At 44.0% G+C, this 15811-nt stretch carries 16 protein-coding genes; 7 read left to right on the top strand and 9 right to left on the bottom strand.

The features are described 5' to 3' along the window. The first annotated feature begins 132 nt into the window (after positions 1-132). Both LT679_RS00815 and LT679_RS00810 read left to right on the top strand, forming a co-directional pair. Positions 133-1866, top strand: coding sequence for an alpha-L-arabinofuranosidase (locus tag LT679_RS00815; protein WP_232174999.1), 1734 nt, complete (start codon positions 133-135; stop codon positions 1864-1866). Positions 1867-1922: 56 nt separating this feature from the next. Then, a complete protein-coding gene (locus LT679_RS00810; protein ID WP_232174998.1) occupies positions 1923-2957 on the top strand; it encodes a glycoside hydrolase family 5 protein in 1035 nt (344 codons plus the stop codon). A gap of 6 nt (positions 2958-2963) precedes the next feature. Here LT679_RS00810 and LT679_RS00805 read toward each other — a convergent pair whose 3' ends face one another. Further along, positions 2964-3860: a hypothetical protein gene (locus LT679_RS00805; protein ID WP_232174997.1), complete on the bottom strand. Its 897-nt coding sequence runs from the start codon at positions 3858-3860 to the stop codon at positions 2964-2966. Positions 3861-4126: 266 nt separating this feature from the next. After that, positions 4127-4537, bottom strand: a complete 411-nt coding sequence (locus LT679_RS00800) for a nuclear transport factor 2 family protein (protein WP_232174996.1) — start codon at positions 4535-4537, stop codon at positions 4127-4129. A gap of 235 nt (positions 4538-4772) precedes the next feature. Between LT679_RS00800 and LT679_RS18580 the strand changes: the two genes are divergently transcribed. Both LT679_RS18580 and LT679_RS18670 read left to right on the top strand, forming a co-directional pair. After that, positions 4773-4907: a response regulator transcription factor gene (locus LT679_RS18580; RefSeq protein WP_262909222.1), complete on the top strand. Its 135-nt coding sequence runs from the start codon at positions 4773-4775 to the stop codon at positions 4905-4907. A 3-nt stretch (positions 4908-4910) separates the two neighbouring features. Then, a complete protein-coding gene (locus LT679_RS18670; protein WP_317206522.1) occupies positions 4911-5417 on the top strand; it encodes a response regulator transcription factor in 507 nt (168 codons plus the stop codon). Here LT679_RS18670 and LT679_RS00790 read toward each other — a convergent pair. From LT679_RS00790 to LT679_RS00765, 6 genes are all read right to left on the bottom strand, one after another. Beyond that, entirely contained in the window at positions 5414-5731 is a 318-nt protein-coding gene (locus LT679_RS00790) for a single-stranded DNA-binding protein (RefSeq protein ID WP_232174994.1), read from the bottom strand. The two genes, LT679_RS18670 and LT679_RS00790, sit on opposite strands and share 4 nt — an antisense overlap. A gap of 20 nt (positions 5732-5751) precedes the next feature. Further along, on the bottom strand, positions 5752-6096 hold the full coding sequence (locus LT679_RS00785) for a response regulator (protein ID WP_232174993.1): 345 nt from the start codon (positions 6094-6096) through the stop codon (positions 5752-5754). Next, positions 6093-6422, bottom strand: coding sequence for a hypothetical protein (locus tag LT679_RS00780; RefSeq protein WP_232174992.1), 330 nt, complete (start codon positions 6420-6422; stop codon positions 6093-6095). The genes LT679_RS00785 and LT679_RS00780 overlap by 4 nt, the downstream gene beginning before the upstream one ends. Before the next feature lie 350 nt (positions 6423-6772). Next, positions 6773-10015, bottom strand: coding sequence for a PAS domain-containing protein (locus tag LT679_RS00775; RefSeq protein WP_232174991.1), 3243 nt, complete (start codon positions 10013-10015; stop codon positions 6773-6775). A 590-nt stretch (positions 10016-10605) separates the two neighbouring features. Further along, on the bottom strand, positions 10606-11664 hold the full coding sequence (gene aroB, locus LT679_RS00770; protein ID WP_232174990.1) for a 3-dehydroquinate synthase: 1059 nt from the start codon (positions 11662-11664) through the stop codon (positions 10606-10608). Positions 11665-11667: 3 nt separating this feature from the next. Then, complete coding sequence (locus LT679_RS00765; RefSeq protein WP_232174989.1) at positions 11668-11874, bottom strand: RNA-binding S4 domain-containing protein; 207 nt, start codon at positions 11872-11874, stop codon at positions 11668-11670. Between the two features lie 71 nt (positions 11875-11945). Between LT679_RS00765 and LT679_RS00760 the strand changes: the two genes are divergently transcribed. The 3 genes from LT679_RS00760 (at position 11946) to LT679_RS00750 (ending at position 15123) form a co-directional block, all read left to right on the top strand. Continuing rightward, entirely contained in the window at positions 11946-13151 is a 1206-nt protein-coding gene (locus LT679_RS00760; protein WP_232176045.1) for a proline dehydrogenase family protein, read from the top strand. Positions 13152-13268: 117 nt separating this feature from the next. Beyond that, a complete protein-coding gene (locus tag LT679_RS00755) occupies positions 13269-13832 on the top strand; it encodes a carboxymuconolactone decarboxylase family protein (RefSeq protein ID WP_232174988.1) in 564 nt (187 codons plus the stop codon). Position 13833: 1 nt separating this feature from the next. Further along, positions 13834-15123 carry a sensor histidine kinase gene (locus LT679_RS00750; RefSeq protein ID WP_232174987.1) on the top strand — a complete coding sequence of 430 codons (1290 nt, stop codon included), beginning with the start codon at positions 13834-13836 and terminating at the stop codon, positions 15121-15123. A gap of 18 nt (positions 15124-15141) precedes the next feature. On the opposite strand, the gene LT679_RS00745 is transcribed toward LT679_RS00750, so the two are convergent. Then, the gene (locus LT679_RS00745; RefSeq protein WP_232174986.1) at positions 15142-15774 is read right to left on the bottom strand and encodes an HAD family hydrolase; all 633 of its coding nucleotides are present in this window, start codon (positions 15772-15774) and stop codon (positions 15142-15144) included. Between the last annotated feature and the right edge of the window lie 37 nt (positions 15775-15811).

Here is a 15811-nt window from a genome sequence, read left to right as displayed (position 1 = left end):
TGGGGTTATAACGTATTTCAGGGCATTAAATGATACGTTTTTGCACAGCGTGATAATTTGATTGGCTGTTTGTTTTGATAGTATTGCAGCGTACTACACCAGAATTTAAGCCGATTATTACCTGTAAATATTATGCGACTATTGAATACCCGCACCCTTATGTGCCTTTGGGCTATTGCAGCCGTATCATGCAAAAAAGAAAGCAAACCCGCCGACGATAAAAAAGTTGACCCGCCGGTAGATCCGGTTACGCAGGTAGTGCCTGTTGATGACCCGGAAACGGCAAAAACGATTGGTTTTTTTGCTGATGATTGGTCTGCACGGCAATTTACCGCGCCCGACTATACGGAAGCGTCCATCCCTGCACAAGCTGCAGGAACTGTCACCATTGATGCTTCATCAGTGATCACCAGGATACCGCGCACAATTTTCGGGCATAACGCGGTGTGGTGGATGGGGCCGTTACCGGCACAGGCTGTAAGCGATGTAAAAAATCTGAACGCCGGTATGATCCGTTTCCCCGGCGGAAATTCGGCCAATAATTATTTTTGGAACGAAGAAGAAGGCCACCTCCCGGATGACGTGCCGAACACCGCTGTAAACGAAAACGGCGTAACCCAGCCTGCAAGTTATCTATATGGCAAAACAAAACTCAACTGGCAGTTCAATCTTAATAATTATTATGAACTCTTACAAAGCACCAACTCAAAGGGTATAATCTCAGTAAACTATTCGTATGCACGCTATAGCACATCTGCTACGCCGGTAGCTAACGCGGCTCATCTGGCTGCCCAGTGGGTACGTTTTGATAATGGCCGTACCAAATATTGGGAAATAGGTAACGAGCATTATGGGAGCTGGCAGGCAGGCTACCGCATAAACAAAGCGGCTAATAAAGACGGCCAGCCTGAGATAATTACCGGCGAGCTTTACGGAAATCATGCCAATGTGTTTATCGATTCGATGCGCAAAGCAGCGGCAGACATAAATAAAACCATCCATATTGGTGTGGTGCTTTACGAGGCAGCGGCTACTGAATCATGGCAAACACAAACCACTAAAACCTGGAACTCCGGAGTGCTGAATGCATCAAAAAACAAGGCCGATTTTTATGTGATCCATAATTATTACACCAGCAGCGGGAACGAAGACGCTACGGCTATATTAAACTCGGCATCTACCGTAACAACAGAAATGGCGCACTTTATGGGGCAGGAATTTCAGAAATACGGCGCTGCCCCAAAACCTATCGCGCTTGATGAATGGAACATTTTTGCATCAGGTTCCAAGCAGCAGGTATCTAACGTAAGCGGCTTGTTTGCTGTAATAGTACAGGCAGAGGCTATAAAAAACCAGTATGGCATGGCCGCACGCTGGGATTTGGTAAACGGTTGGGATAATGGCAACGATCATGGCTTATTTAGCGGAGGCGACGAGCCTGGCATCCCCAAATGGAACCTCAGGCCATCATTTTACTATATGTACTATTTTCAAAAGCTATTGGGCGATAGAATGATACCCTCATCTGTGACCGGAACTACCGCCGTTAAAAGCTACGCTACAACCTACTCATCGGGCGAAACCAATGTAAATTTGGTTAACACCTCCGCAACAGCACAAAATGTATTGTTAAAATTTAACAACTTTAATCCGGGCAGCCGTTTTTATTGGTACAGCCTGGAGGGCGGTAATGATAATGGCGAATTTTCGCGCAAGGTAACTGTAAACGGTAGCGGCACTGCACTCGAGGCAGGCGGCCCTGCAGGTTACAGCTCAATAAAGGCCCGCTCAGCCGCAACTGCAAACGGTATAAGGGTAACTGTACCGGCACGAGGCGCGGTATTTGTGGTAGTTAATAAAAAATAAGCTTTAAAGGATGCGGGCATACCTTTTTTTGAACGAGCCCTCCCCTACTACTTCTAATGAAAAAATTTTATATCATTCTTTCGTCTTTAATTTTATCCGCTTGCGTTTATACGCTTTGCGCTAAGAATTTACGCGGCAAGAATTCCTTCAATACGATTGGCGTGACGATTCCCACGGCACCGCCGGGTACTCCGGTAGCTGTTAACGGCCGCTTGCATGTAGGTGGCCGATACCTCAAAAACGAACAAGGCGATAATGCTATGCTAAGGGGACAAAGCTATGGCTGGAGTAATTTTTGGCCACAGTTTTGGAATGAAGATGTGGTTAACTGGATGGCTACCGATTTTAAGGTAGACGTATTGCGGGCGGCCATGGGCGCTGAGTTTTCGGGCGGATATGTAAAAGGCAACCGTGCTGCGCAAGTCAAATTGGTAAAAACGGTTGTGAATGCCGCCATAAAAAACGGCATTTACATTATTATTGATTTCCATGCGCATGATATACATACGGCCGAAGCGAAGGAATTTTTTACAGAGATGGCAAAAACATACGCCGGTTACCCTAATATAATTTATGAATTGTATAACGAGCCTGATCATGAAACCTGGGACGATGTTAAGGCTTACTCAATAGAAATCATCAAAACTATCAGAAAGTACGATGCACACAACATAATACTGGTTGGCAACCCTAAATGGGATCAGAGCATTAAAGCGGTAGCTAAATCACCTATTACAGGGTTTGATAACATTATGTACACTGTACATTTCTACGCAGCATCACATGGCAAATGGCTACGTGATGATTGTACTTACGCTCTAAATAAAGGCATCCCGGTATTTGTGTCAGAATGCAATGGTACCGAAGCTACAGGTAGCGGCCGTATCGACTATAAAGAGTGGCAAGCTTGGTTTAATTTTTTGGAGAAGAACCAGATCAGTTGGGTAAACTGGTCTATTGCCGACAAGCGTAACGAATTATGCTCTATCGTTCAACCCGGAGCTTCGGCCAAGGGTGGCTGGCCTGTTTCACAGCTAACAGAAACAGGCGCTTACGTACGCGCACGTTTAAGAAGTTACAGGACGAGATGACATGATCTAAACACCCATTACTTGATAAAACTCCTGGATAAAGCGTTCTACACTTTTACTCCGGTAATGCGATCCAATAGTAAGTATATCCTGTTTACCATTTTTACCGGGCACCTCGAAATACAGATTGATTGAAGTGCGTACGTAAATAAAATTCATGGAATGGCGTATGGTTTGAATACCTACAAAATTGCTGAAATCGTAATGCTTATTGAAAAAGTTGAACAAGCCCGTCCTTTGCACCGTTTTGGCGTGTGGATCAAATACAATTTTCGTAAACGCCGCGTTTAAAAATACAAGCCCCATTAATAACAGGAAAGCTATTATTAACAGTGTAGCCAATAGGCTTTCAACAGACACAGTGAACATCCAAACCGCTAAACCTAAAAAGAACAGCGCAAAGATCAGCGCACCTGCTTTTTTAGTCTTGATCGCGTACACACTGCCATCTTGTTCAAAATACTTAAGTGAGGCTATGGGCTGCGTTACAAAGTCCGCCGGTGAATCATGCAGGTCAAGGTAACCATGAACTACTGTAACCGCTTCATCAACAAAGGCGATAGCATTCGGATCATCGCTTTTACTATAACCCGATGATACCACAATACCCTTGCCGTATCGCGCGTTTTTCCGGAATAAGCGATAGTTATAGCCGCCTGCTGTATTACTTACCGGGTTAATTCCCTGAAGCTGCGAAAAGGGAAGACTCGCTACCGGTAAAAATCCCATCAGCATTTTCCGCATCCTGGCTGATCTGTTATCAAATTCAACGTAGGTTAATCCATATCCAACAAATAAAGCCACAATTAATACTGATAACAACAGCAACGGTGTAGATGTGGTGATGCTGGTGTTTTGATATTGTGTGTATACAACCAGTAATACAACTGAAAAAACACCCATAAAAACAGCGAAGATATAAAACAACCGGTAGGGAAATATAATAACCCGGTCAGGTTCAATTCTCCACCTGGTTTTTGATAAAGACCTGAGCGACATACTATTTCAAATTAATGTTAGCTAACAGATAATGTCTGAGCATCTGTTTAAATCGAAATAAATAACGCCGCTACTCTTTATTTGTTTAGGCAATTGCTGTGATTAAGATCATCATGAAAAACGTAACTAAAAAAGACAGCCCCAAAAATTGCAGTTGATAAATAGTATGGTTATAAACGGCGCTCGGATTCATGAATAGGAACATCGTTTATACTGGCATATCTTTTTTGCATCAAACCGTTTTCATCAAATTCCCAATTCTCGTTGCCATATGCGCGAAACCACTGCCCATCACTATTGTGATATTCATATTCAAAACGAACAGCGATCCGGTTATCAGTAAATGCCCAGAGTTCCTTTTTGAGTTTGTACTGATGCTCATTCTGCCATTTTGTAGTCAGAAATTTTACAATTGCTTCTCTGCCGTTCAAAAAGGTTGACCGGTTTCGCCATTCACTGTCAACCGTATAGGCTTTCGATACTTTTTCAGGGTCTTGCGTATTCCAGGCGTCTTCGGCCAATTGTACTTTTTGTATAGCCGTTTCGCGATTAAAAGGTGGCAAGGGAAATTTTTGTTCCATAATTAATATTGACTATTTACGTGTTAATAATATAGTCAAAGGTATAGTGTGAACGTATCAAGATTATGGCATTTTTTATCGTGACTGCGGTACAATTCATTTATTTATTTATTAAGAGACAATATTAAAAACAGCTTAACGGCCGCACGTAATTTGGGGCTTTAGCGGATGCGCTGATAGTTGGATCAATATCGGCAGCTTCAAACAAAAAAAGAGTAAAAGCGTTTAAATTTGTATGATAAAAGTACTGATCGCGGATGACCACCAGATGGTGCGCCGGGGGATCAGCCGGACACTGGAAGATGAAAGTGATATTAAGGTGGTAGGAGAAGCCAGGAACGGCTGGGAAGTGCTGGCGTTGTTGGAATAGGGCGTGCAGGCTGACGTCCTATTAACAGACCTCAATATGCCAGAAATGAACGGTCTGGAACTGGCTAAAGTGATCCATGAAAAATATCCCGATTTACAAACTATCCTGTTGACCATACAGGAAGACGACCAGCACATTCAGCAGGCATTTCAGCATGGTATCAAAAGCTATTTATTTAAAACTGCCGGTGAAAAAGAAGTATTGTTTGCCATTAGACAAGTGGCCGAAGGGCAGCCTTATCTCTGCGCCGGGCTATCTGACCGCGTTATAAAAAAGATAGCAATCCCGCAGGGTGCCAACACAAAAGCGGAAGGCATAGAGTTTTCGGAACGGGAACTGGAAGCCTTGCAACTGATCGCCGCAGGTTTTACCAATGAAGAAACGGCTGATAAAATGTTTACAAGCAAACGCACGGTTGAGGGTTACCGCCAAGCTATGATCGAAAAGACCGGCAGCAAGAATTCACTGGCCCTAATTGCCTTTGCGATGCGACATGGCCTCCTTACTTAAACAGGGGTTACCCTCATAGCCACAACCTCTGTCTTGTAACGGCGGATTCCATCTTCCAGAAACGCCGTGGTTTTTAGTTTTCCTTCCACATGAACGGTTTGCCCTAATTTCAACTCTCTTTCAAAACGTTTTTCCTCTAACTTGACAGCGTGTTGCTCCACATGTTCGATCAGCTTGTTCTGCTGACGATGCATTTCCAAGGTCGTCACAGTAAAACATAGAGCTGCGTCTTCCGCGCCTTTTTTATGCCAGCGCGGCGTGCGGCTGATCTGCCCAACTAAAAATACTTTATTGACGGTACTGATATCATTCATGTTTGACACTATGCATTAGATCATTCCGACATCCGATGAACGCCAAAGATCAAAGGATTTAGAAATAAAAACGGAAATGGAATTTGCGCCAGCGGCAATTGCGCTTCAGGATAAGTTGATAGCAGTACTACTGGCAATTGAAGCCGCAATTCATTACGGATAAAACAGCACAACTCGCCGCCATTGCGGCCCTTCAGGCAAAAATCCAGCAATACGAGGTCTGGGCTATGCTTTTGCATCAAACTGGTCAAACAATCAACTTTCTGAACACCGGTAAATGTATAACTTTCCATTTTTACCACTTCGCGGATGATGAGGCTAAAATCCGGATCATCATCGATCAGTAAAATTTGCCCATTAGTCATACAAATGAATCTTTTTTGATTGCCAATACGCTTAAAACGGCATTCAACAGGACACCGTTGCGCGGCGAAAGCTGGTCAGCCGTTTGTGTAGACAAACCGTGTAAACCGGCGACCTTGGCTACCAGGATAGATTTTAAGTCCCTGCAAAGTGGCATATCACTTACAAAGCGCCAAACTCCGTTTTGTAATATCAGCCAAAACTGCGTATGCCCGACACGCAATTTACTGACGATTAGTGATCCGGTATAATTTATACTATTAACGGTTACTGAATATAATTCACCGGCAAATCGGAAACGCAGTCGTACATTTTTTGTTGTTTTCAATAGATAATACTTTGTAAGCAAAAATAAAGCAGAAGAAAAATCCCGTGTAGGGATGAATACGGTAATATTGAGGCGAAATACGGGAATTCAGGATGACAGGCAGGAGCTTGTAAAGGTAAGGAATCCACTGACAGCACGGATACAGTCAAATGGTTCCTGATCATTTTTACCTTTAAGAAGGTAGCCTCGTGCACCGGCCGCCGGTAGCTACAGCGATGGCAATTAGGTCCGGTTCACCCCGTACAGTCGGCGGAGCCCGTTTCGAACGATCTCACTACCATCTACTATCAATAACCTAATCATTAAGTAACGACGCTAACTTTGAGCTCAGGTTCAAAGCGTTTCGTTTTTTAGTAGATATACGGTAAATGTATTACTACTGTTGTGCCCTCGCCCTGTTTGGAATTCAACTCAAATTTCCCGTTCAATAAGTCTACTTTACTGCGGATGGACGCAAGACCGATACCGTCTTTGCCGGTTTTCACCTGTGGAATGCCGCGGCCATTATCGCTGACGCGTATCAGGATATCATCGTCTTTAAGGCGTACTTCAGCAACTGACTGCGTTGCCTGCGCATGTTTGATGACATTTACCATTAACTCCTGCACTGTACGGAAAACGGCCAATTGCATGTATTTGTCTAACAGGGCATTTTCCAATTTTACCTTACAATCAAACCTTACGCCATCCTGCATTTGTCTACACATCTCCTCGATGGCTGCCTTCAGTCCGAATTCGTCCAGTACCTGGGGCATAAGTTCGTGCGAAATGCGCCGGCTTTCACGAATCGCGTCTGAAATGAGCTGGCTGGTATATTCGCGATCATCTTCATATTGCTTAGGGTTACTAAAAACTTTTGTTGCTTTGAGCTGAGTCAGACTCATTTTAATGCCATACAATATTTGCCCCAGCCCGTTATGCAAACTTTCTGATATCCTGCGGCGTTCTTCCTCCTGGGTTTGCAGCGTTACCCGAAAAATTTCCAGTTGCTGGGCGTCTTCCATTTCACGCATTCTTTGTTCGTTCTGCACTTGCTCCGTAATATCTAAGTTGGTACTCACCAAAAGATCCTCTCCTTTAACAAACATAGTGGAATACCAACGGTCAACACCATCATAGTTGTAATGATATTCCAGTTGCTGTGGCTCGCCGACTTCCATTGTTTTAACCATTGTATCAAAAAGCCCCATTTGTTTAATGCCCGGAAAAAGTTCAGCATATAACTTACCTACCATATCTTTTCGACCGGTTGAACGCTCGACCTTTTTATTAACAGTAACAATACGAAAATCAATGATCTCATTCAGCTCATCTCTCACCGGGGAAAATACAGACATACCGATCAGCGTCGTGTCCAGCATGGTCTGCTGCAAAGCATACTGCTCCCTAAGTTCGCTGGTACGATCCGCAACCTCCTGTTCTAACGCAGTACGGTATTTTTCTTCACTTTCACGCAATGCCTCTTCTACTTTAGCTCTTTCCACCGCTGCCCAGATACGCTCGGCCACGGTTTCGATCAATGCTATTTCGTTATTGGTCCATGCCCGTGGGACGGCAGTTGCGGCGGCAAAAGACCACAGGACATTTCCTTCATCTTTACGTACACTGGCACACATAAAAGCCTGCAAATTCACCGCCCTGAGTGATTCCCTATTCAGATCAGAAAGTCGGAGGTCGCTGTCTATGTCATTAAAAACAATGGTTTGATCATCAATCTGCCGCACTGTTTCCGGGAAATCCGACATCCGTACTTCGCCGATGATAGAAAAGAGGCTGTCTCTCCGATATTCGGCTCTGACTATGGCACGGTCATCGGCAGGATATAAAACAAATACATAAGCGCGGTCCAGCTTCAGAAATTCAGCCAGCATATGCGAACCGGTCTCTTCAATTCTCTTCCAGTCAGACAAGGTTCTAAATGTATCCGATAATTTCAACAGGAACTCCTGATGCTCTTCCTGCCTTTTACGTTCTGTGGTATCGTTGAAAACAGCGATAATAAAATTGCTTTCCGGATGGCCTATGCTGGAATAATGCACATCATACCACTTGCTCAGGTCGGCTACAAAATCTTCTCTCCGGAAAGAATGTCCTGTATCAGCTACCTGTTGAAGCTGTTCAAGCAGCGGGTGCGCCAGGTTAGGCATCAGCTCACTACCTTTTCTGTTTATCGCGCCCTGCCACCCGGTTAAACGTTTGAAGGCTGCGTTGACCTCCCGATAAGTAAGATCGACTACCCTTCCGTCCTCGTCTCGATGGAGTTCCATCAAGGCAAACCCTTCATCAATGGTTTCAAAGAGCGTCCGGTATTTTCTTTCGCTTTCGCGCAAGATGTTTTCTGCCTGTATGCGATCATGAATATCTGTAGCTGCGCCATACATCTTTACAACGCGTCCCTGCGCATCTTTTATGGGAGAAGCATTGACAACGAACCAGCGGTATTCCCCATCAAATCTTTTGATCCGGTGCTCCTGTTGCAGCGGTTGACCTGCTTCAACGGCTCGTGCGTAGCGCTGGGCTGAGCCATCCCGGTCGTCCGGATGAATTGCGTTCACCCAACCCCAACCAATGGCCTCTTCAAACCGCTGCCCGGTATATTCCAGCCAACGATCGTTATACCAATTGGTGGAACCATCCGGGTCACTGTCCCAAAGCAGGTCAGGATCGAGGTTGGCGATAGATAGCATGCGCTGTTCGTACTGTAATAATGCTTTGTCAGATCTCGCCTTTTCAACCGCTGCCCAAATGCGCGCAGTTAGTTCCTGCAATAGTTCCACCTCATCATCCAACCATTGACGTTCGGTAGTATCAAATATTCCTACGGTAAAGCACCATGCACCATGCCTAACAATGGGGATGTTGATGAAAGAAGTGACTCCGAATGTTTCATTGACCTCCTTAGCGTTGATCAGCGAACTTTCAAAAATATTATCGACCACGATACTTTCACCTGCATTGCTCTGCTCAAGGTATAATTTGGTGATAAATTGTTCCCATACTACGTCGCCGGCAATGCTCGTCAGCCCGGGAAGGCACCAGTCCTGTACCGAAGCATTTTGACCATCTTTACGGGCTTCCACAAACATAGCGCGAGGCACTTTAAAATGCTGGCCGATCTTGGCGCCCAATACGTGCAATGTTTCTGAAGGTTTGTTCAGCTTCACCAGGTCCTTGCCGATCTCGGCCAAAAAGGCCAGGTTGGCAGTGCGGCGCTTACGTGCAGTTACATCGGTATAGATAACGGCCAGTTTGCGTTCTTCCGGTTCGCCCACTTTAAAACCATAGAGCTCATTAATTACACCGAGCGGTTCGGCGGGAACCTCGTGTCTTTCTGCGACACCCGTTTTAGCAATACGCCCGAAAATATCGAACCAGTGTTGTTCATAATTTGGCGCGAGCTCGCTGGTATGTTTCCCTGCCAGTTTAGTACCGGTCATGCGGTCGGCAGCAGCATTGGATTCAATATAGTAGATATCATAAGGCTGGTCATTTTCGTCAAATAACACTTCCACCAGGATGTAGCCTTGATCCATTTGATCAAAGATCGCCTTATAGAAATCACCGGCCTGGCTAAGCTGTGAGAGACCGTCCATAAATAAGTTATATTTTTTTAAAAGCTTTTTATTCCCAAAAGGTTTGAAAAATTGAGATCATTTTCTCTCTTCGCTTCTGTTGTTAAGGCCAATGGCGTTAGCGTTTGAAACGATAATAAATGTTCTTTTTTATGACTGCAAGTATTTGTGTTAAATGATCTACAGTACAAATTAGCTTAACCCGAAAAAAACAGTTCATCTTGGTACAGTTATCTTAATAAGCGTTCGCAGGTCTCTAAGGTCGATTATAAAACTTCAACCGGTACGACACACACAATATACATATTCGCAATACCTTCGTAAAAGTTGCCTCATAATCATACATCCACCAGTTTTTGTTTGCGCACTATCGATGCAGAATTTTCTCAGATCAGATCCTTTTTTTGCCGGAGAGAAAGGAAGCGTCAGTACCTGCTGCGTAAAGGCAAAGAGGTGAAGCACAAATTATTGATGTTATCGGGAATTTTTAGATTTTCTGTGTAGAATATGTTGAGGTAGTTTCTCCATCTTACAGGTGAATATAATAAGTTATACGAAGGGCGTGTGGTGAGCATAGTCCGTTAGTGCTTCGACGGGCTCAGCATAACAGCCTACCCCGCTAAATAATAGTCTAATGCTTCAAAAAGTTCCTCTTTAGTGCAAACGTTGTCAATATTAAATTGGCCGATAGCGGATAAAAGGGTGCAGTTCACTTTGCCGTCCATGTTCTTTTTATCCTTCAGCATAATGCTGTAAAGTTCTTCGTAGATATCTTTGCTAAAGGTAAAGCGTGGGTATAGCTTGTTGAATGTGGAGGTGATTTCGTTCAGTTCCTCGGCTTTCAGGCCTGTTTTTTTATGGGCCAGATAGCTCTCGCAGATCATGCCAATGGCAATGGCTTCTCCATGGGTAAGCGAGTCGGGTTTGTCATTCAGCGCCCAGGTTTCAACGGCATGGCCAATGGTATGGCCAAAGTTCAGGCTCTTACGGATGTTTTTTTCCGTAGGGTCTTCCATCACCACCTCATTCTTCAGCACTACTGAGCGGTGTACCATCGCGGTTGATGGTTTGGTAAGGTCACTGCTTTTAAGTTCGTTCCAGTAAACAGCATCCAGTATCAGGCCATGTTTCAGCATTTCGGCCAGGCCCGAAAGTATCTGGCGTGGCGGCAAGGTTTCCAAAAAATCGGTATCTATGAAAACCGCCTTTGGCTGGGTAAAGGTGCCGATGATGTTTTTTATACCGTCCACGTCAATACCTGTTTTACCGCCAACCGACGCGTCAACCTGCGACAGCAGGGTAGTAGGCATGTGCACAAAATCAATCCCCCGTTTATAGGTTGATGCTGCGAAGCCGCCCATATCGGTAATCACACCGCCGCCCAGGTTAACCATAAGGCTTTTACGGTCGGCCTCAAAATCAATCAGCGTTTTCCAAACGCCAATGCAAAAGTCAATGTTCTTGCTTTCTTCGCCGGCGTTTATTTCAATCAGATCGTAATTACCCAGTTCATTTAGCTGATCGGTTATTTTTGGCAGGCAATACTCACTGGTGTGTTCGTCGGTTAAAACAAAAAACTTGCTGTATTTGCCACGCTCAATAAACTTAACAAGTTCATCAATACTGTTCTCAAAAAAAATAGGGTAATTATCGCTCTGTATGGTCTGCATAGTTTAAATGATCCTGATGGTTTGTTTTCTGAACTCAACAACGTCGCCACGCTTAACTTTCAGGCGTTTACGGTAATCAACCTGCCCGTTATACTTTACCTCGCCTTCGATAACAACAATTTGTGCTTCGCCGCCGGTTTGTACCAAATTAGTGGCTTTAAGTAGCTGAATGAGTGGAATGTATTCGCCCTGTAGTTCAAAATCGATCATGTGTGCGGCAAAATTAAACTATTGCGGCATAAATGAACGATTTAATTAACGCATTTTATATTTTTGCAGTTATGACCTCGTACTCTACAAACGGCAGTGCTAAGCCCGCCGAAGTATTATCATTTGATAATACGGAAGTGGCTTTCAGGCATTCAAGCAATGCCGAGCTAAAACGTGCTTACTGGCTGTTCCGCATTATTAATGTAAACTTTTTGGTTAAGATTGGTCCGCCGATTACCAATTTTGCAGTTAACATAGGTTTACCTATTAAGGGAATCATCAAAGCCACCATATTTAAGCAGTTTTGTGGCGGCGAAACCATTGCCGAGTGTGATGCCACCATCAAAAACCTGCACGATGGCGGGGTAGGTACCATTCTTGATTATTCAGTAGAGGGTGAAGACGAAGAAGCCGTATTTGATGAAACCCGCGACGAGATCATCCGCACCATAAAACGCGCTACCGGTGATCCGGCTATTCCTATTACCGTATTTAAAGTTACCGGTGTTGGCCGTTTTTCATTGTTAGAAAAGCTGGATGCCGGCGCTACACTTACCGCTGCTGAACAAGCCGAGTGGAGCAAAGCACAACAGCGCGTGCTTGATATTTGCCAAAAGGCGTATGACGCGCAGGTGCCGGTAATGATAGATGCCGAAGAAAGCTGGATACAGTTAACAATTGATGCGCTCGCGATGGACATGATGCAACGCTTTAATAAGGAAAAGATTATTGTTTATAATACTTACCAGTTGTACCGGCACGATAAGCTGGCATCAATTAAAGCTGACCACGCTGTTGCGGTTAACGAGGGCTTTATATTAGGCGCCAAAATAGTACGTGGTGCTTATATGGAAAAAGAGCGTAAGCGTGCAACAGAAATGGGGTATCAATCGCCCATACAGCCTGATAAACAGTCGGCCGACAAAGATTATGATGAGGCTGTGCGTTATGCTGTTGAAAATATCAACACCCTGGCTGTAGTAGCCGGTACCCATAACGAAAATAGCTGCCGCCTGCTGGCAGAGCTGATGGACAAGCAAGGCATCGAACATAAACACCCTCATGTTTACTTTTCGCAATTGCTTGGCATGAGCGATAACCTGAGCTTTAATTTGGCAAACGCTGGGTATAATGTAGTAAAATATGTACCTTACGGGCCTATAAAGGCAGTTTTGCCATATCTTTTCCGCCGTGCACAGGAGAACACTGCCATTGCCGGACAAATGGGGCGAGAACTTAGTCTCATTGTAAAAGAAAAGAAACGCAGGGGTATCTGAGACAGACCGGCTGCGAATTAAGCAGCGTTTTTCTGCACATCTACCATCATCTTAAAAAAAGAAAAACAAACTTTATTATACTGATAAGGGGTGACTTATAATTTAACCCCACTGTATATGTCGCAACGATTTAAATTGGTTGAGTACGAGGATGCCGGCCCTGAAGTGAAGTTGATATATGAAGAGACTATGAAGGAGATGGGCATCCCCTTCGTTTTAAACTGGTTTAAATGCCAGGGCAATAACCCCACCGTTTTACGTGGCAATTGGGAGAAACTGCGCAATACCATGCTGCGCGGTTCGGTGCCGTTTGTTTTAAAGCAGTTAATCATTTATAATATATCAAACCTTAAGGGTTGTAATTACTGTGCGCAAGCTCATGGCATTATTGCCGATAGCCTGGGTAAAACCCTTACAGGTGAGGACAACCTGCGCCTTACTGACAACCTTGATAGCGGTTACATTCCATCGTCATATCGCAAAGCAATAGCAGTAATAACGCGTTGCGCGCTGGCGCCCCGGAATACAACCGATGGCGATTTTGAAGAATTGCGTGATGAAGGCTTTAGTTTAGAAGAAGTGCAGGAGCTGATGGCACTTGCCGATCTGACCAATATGGTAAATACGATAGCCGACATCTCGGGCATACAGATTGATAACGAACTGATGGAGCCAAGATAAAATGGATTCCACGGCGGGAATACTACAGCATTCACAGCGTTTAAGGTACGAGGCGCTATCCAGCTTTGCCACCGATCTCAATAAGGCCATATCTTTTAAAGATATTGGCGACGCGCTGACCGCGCATGCTAAATATATAATCGATACTTACCTGTTGCGGATATGCCATACTCATCAAGGCGAAACCTGGTGTTTTGAAGTTAGCCGGGGTGTATGTTCTATTTTTCGGCCGAGAAACAATGCCATCCGTAAATTTGAGCTTGGCGTATTGGCCAATGGTTTGCCGGTAAGCTATTCCGTTGCCGACGGACCGATAGATGTATTAAAGCGTACAGCTTTTAACGACCCTAAAATACTTTATGTACGTGCGCTTCCGGTTTGTTATTTTGAAGATCAGAGCATCATAATTACTACCGCCGCTAAAGAAGCAGTTTCGCACGTCGATCTTGATTTTAAGTTCTTACGCAGTATTGCTGATCTTGCTGCCAATAAATTGCTTCAGCTTGAATTAGTGCAGGAGATTAAGAAAAACAATAAAGAGCTTAAGAGAAAAAACCAGCAAATAACCCGCCTTAACCGCGATTTGGAAAAAACGGTAGTTACGCGTACTGCAGAGGTAACAGCTGCCAATCAGGAATTGCTTACCTTATTTTACCGTACCTCGCATGATTTTCGTGCCCCCTTGGCCAACATAATGGGCTTAGCAAACTTGGCTAAACTGGTTACGGATGATGAAAATGCGCTGGATTTGTTTGACAAATGTGAGCAAGTTGTACACAAGCTTGACGGTATGCTTTCAAAGCTTAATGTGTTAAGCACCTACTCATATGAAACGCAGGTAGCAGAGGTGGACTTTAAGCAAATCTTGCGTGAGTTGAAAGCTAAATATCAAAGCCGTTTGGATGATGTTGGCGGCAGGCTGGTTTTCGATGTTCATTTAACAGAAAAGCACGTTTGCAACACGCATACTTATATAAATATATTCGACAACCTGATTGAAAATTCCCTTACCTTTCATAAAGGAGGTTTACTCGTTCAGATATACCTATTCAGCTTTAAAGGTAATTTAGTTATAAAATTCAGCGACAACGGGCAGGGTATACCGCCGCGTGTTATCGGTAAAATATACGACATGTATTACCGGGGGCATTCCGAGTCAACCGGCAGCGGACTTGGTTTATATGTTGTGCGCCGGCTTGTAAAATCATTAGGCGGCGAAATTTATGTGCAAAGCAAATTAAAGCAATACACTTACTTTTTTATAAAAGTGCCGCTAAAGCAACCGGCTTAACCTGCTTTATTGATTAGGTTATAACAAGCCGTTCCGTTTAAAATAATCCTTTAAAGTATCGGGCGCCGTCATCAGGAAAGTATTGATACCTAATTGCTCGGCCGCTTTCAGGTGTTGCGGACTATCATCAATAAACAGTGTTTCCTTCGGCTCAAGGTTATTTTCGGTTAATACCTGCTCAAAGATAGCTGGTTCGGGCTTGCGTTTTCCGGTAAGGTGCGAGTAGTAAGTTTTCTCGAACAGATGATCGTTACCTAAAAATCCAAATTGCTTTTCCAGGTATTTCATGATAAACTCGTAATGGATAGCATTTATATTGCTAAGCAAAAAGGTGCGATATTTATTTTTGAGCGTTAGCAGTAGATCATGTGTACCTTCGGCCACACCGATTAGCATGCTATTCCAGGCAGTATCGATCTGTCCGTCGCTTAGTGTTAAATTTCCGGTTATTTCACGTATACGATCACGAAATTGAGCCTCGGTTATTTCTCCCCTGTCGAAAGCGTCAAAAATGGCATCCTGCTTAAGATGACCAAAAAAGTCGCCCGAATTATTGATACCGAGCTCACTCCAAGCTTGTTGTGCTTTTTCAAAGCTGATATTAAAGATAACGTTGCCGTAATCAAAAATGATATTTTTAATATTTTTCATTATTTGCTTTACTAATTCATAGCAAATATGTAATATT

The organism is Mucilaginibacter roseus, assembly GCF_021215455.1.
GTDB lineage: Bacteria > Bacteroidota > Bacteroidia > Sphingobacteriales > Sphingobacteriaceae > Mucilaginibacter > Mucilaginibacter roseus.
This window is presented reverse-complemented; position numbering and strand designations above follow the sequence as displayed.

Coding starts and splice junctions, on each gene's coding strand:
- LT679_RS00815 (WP_232174999.1), top strand. CDS start 133: ATGCGACTATTGAATACCCGCACCCTTATGTGCCTTTGGGCTATTGCA.
- LT679_RS00810 (WP_232174998.1), top strand. CDS start 1,923: ATGAAAAAATTTTATATCATTCTTTCGTCTTTAATTTTATCCGCTTGC.
- LT679_RS00805 (WP_232174997.1), bottom strand. CDS start 3,860: ATGGGTGTTTTTTCAGTTGTATTACTGGTTGTATACACACAATATCAA.
- LT679_RS00800 (WP_232174996.1), bottom strand. CDS start 4,537: ATGGAACAAAAATTTCCCTTGCCACCTTTTAATCGCGAAACGGCTATA.
- LT679_RS18580 (WP_262909222.1), top strand. CDS start 4,773: ATGATAAAAGTACTGATCGCGGATGACCACCAGATGGTGCGCCGGGGG.
- LT679_RS00790 (WP_232174994.1), bottom strand. CDS start 5,731: ATGAATGATATCAGTACCGTCAATAAAGTATTTTTAGTTGGGCAGATC.
- LT679_RS00785 (WP_232174993.1), bottom strand. CDS start 6,096: ATGACTAATGGGCAAATTTTACTGATCGATGATGATCCGGATTTTAGC.
- LT679_RS00775 (WP_232174991.1), bottom strand. CDS start 10,015: ATGGACGGTCTCTCACAGCTTAGCCAGGCCGGTGATTTCTATAAGGCG.
- aroB (WP_232174990.1), bottom strand. CDS start 11,664: ATGCAGACCATACAGAGCGATAATTACCCTATTTTTTTTGAGAACAGT.
- LT679_RS00765 (WP_232174989.1), bottom strand. CDS start 11,874: ATGATCGATTTTGAACTACAGGGCGAATACATTCCACTCATTCAGCTA.
- LT679_RS00760 (WP_232176045.1), top strand. CDS start 11,946: ATGACCTCGTACTCTACAAACGGCAGTGCTAAGCCCGCCGAAGTATTA.
- LT679_RS00755 (WP_232174988.1), top strand. CDS start 13,269: ATGTCGCAACGATTTAAATTGGTTGAGTACGAGGATGCCGGCCCTGAA.
- LT679_RS00750 (WP_232174987.1), top strand. CDS start 13,834: ATGGATTCCACGGCGGGAATACTACAGCATTCACAGCGTTTAAGGTAC.
- LT679_RS00745 (WP_232174986.1), bottom strand. CDS start 15,774: ATGAAAAATATTAAAAATATCATTTTTGATTACGGCAACGTTATCTTT.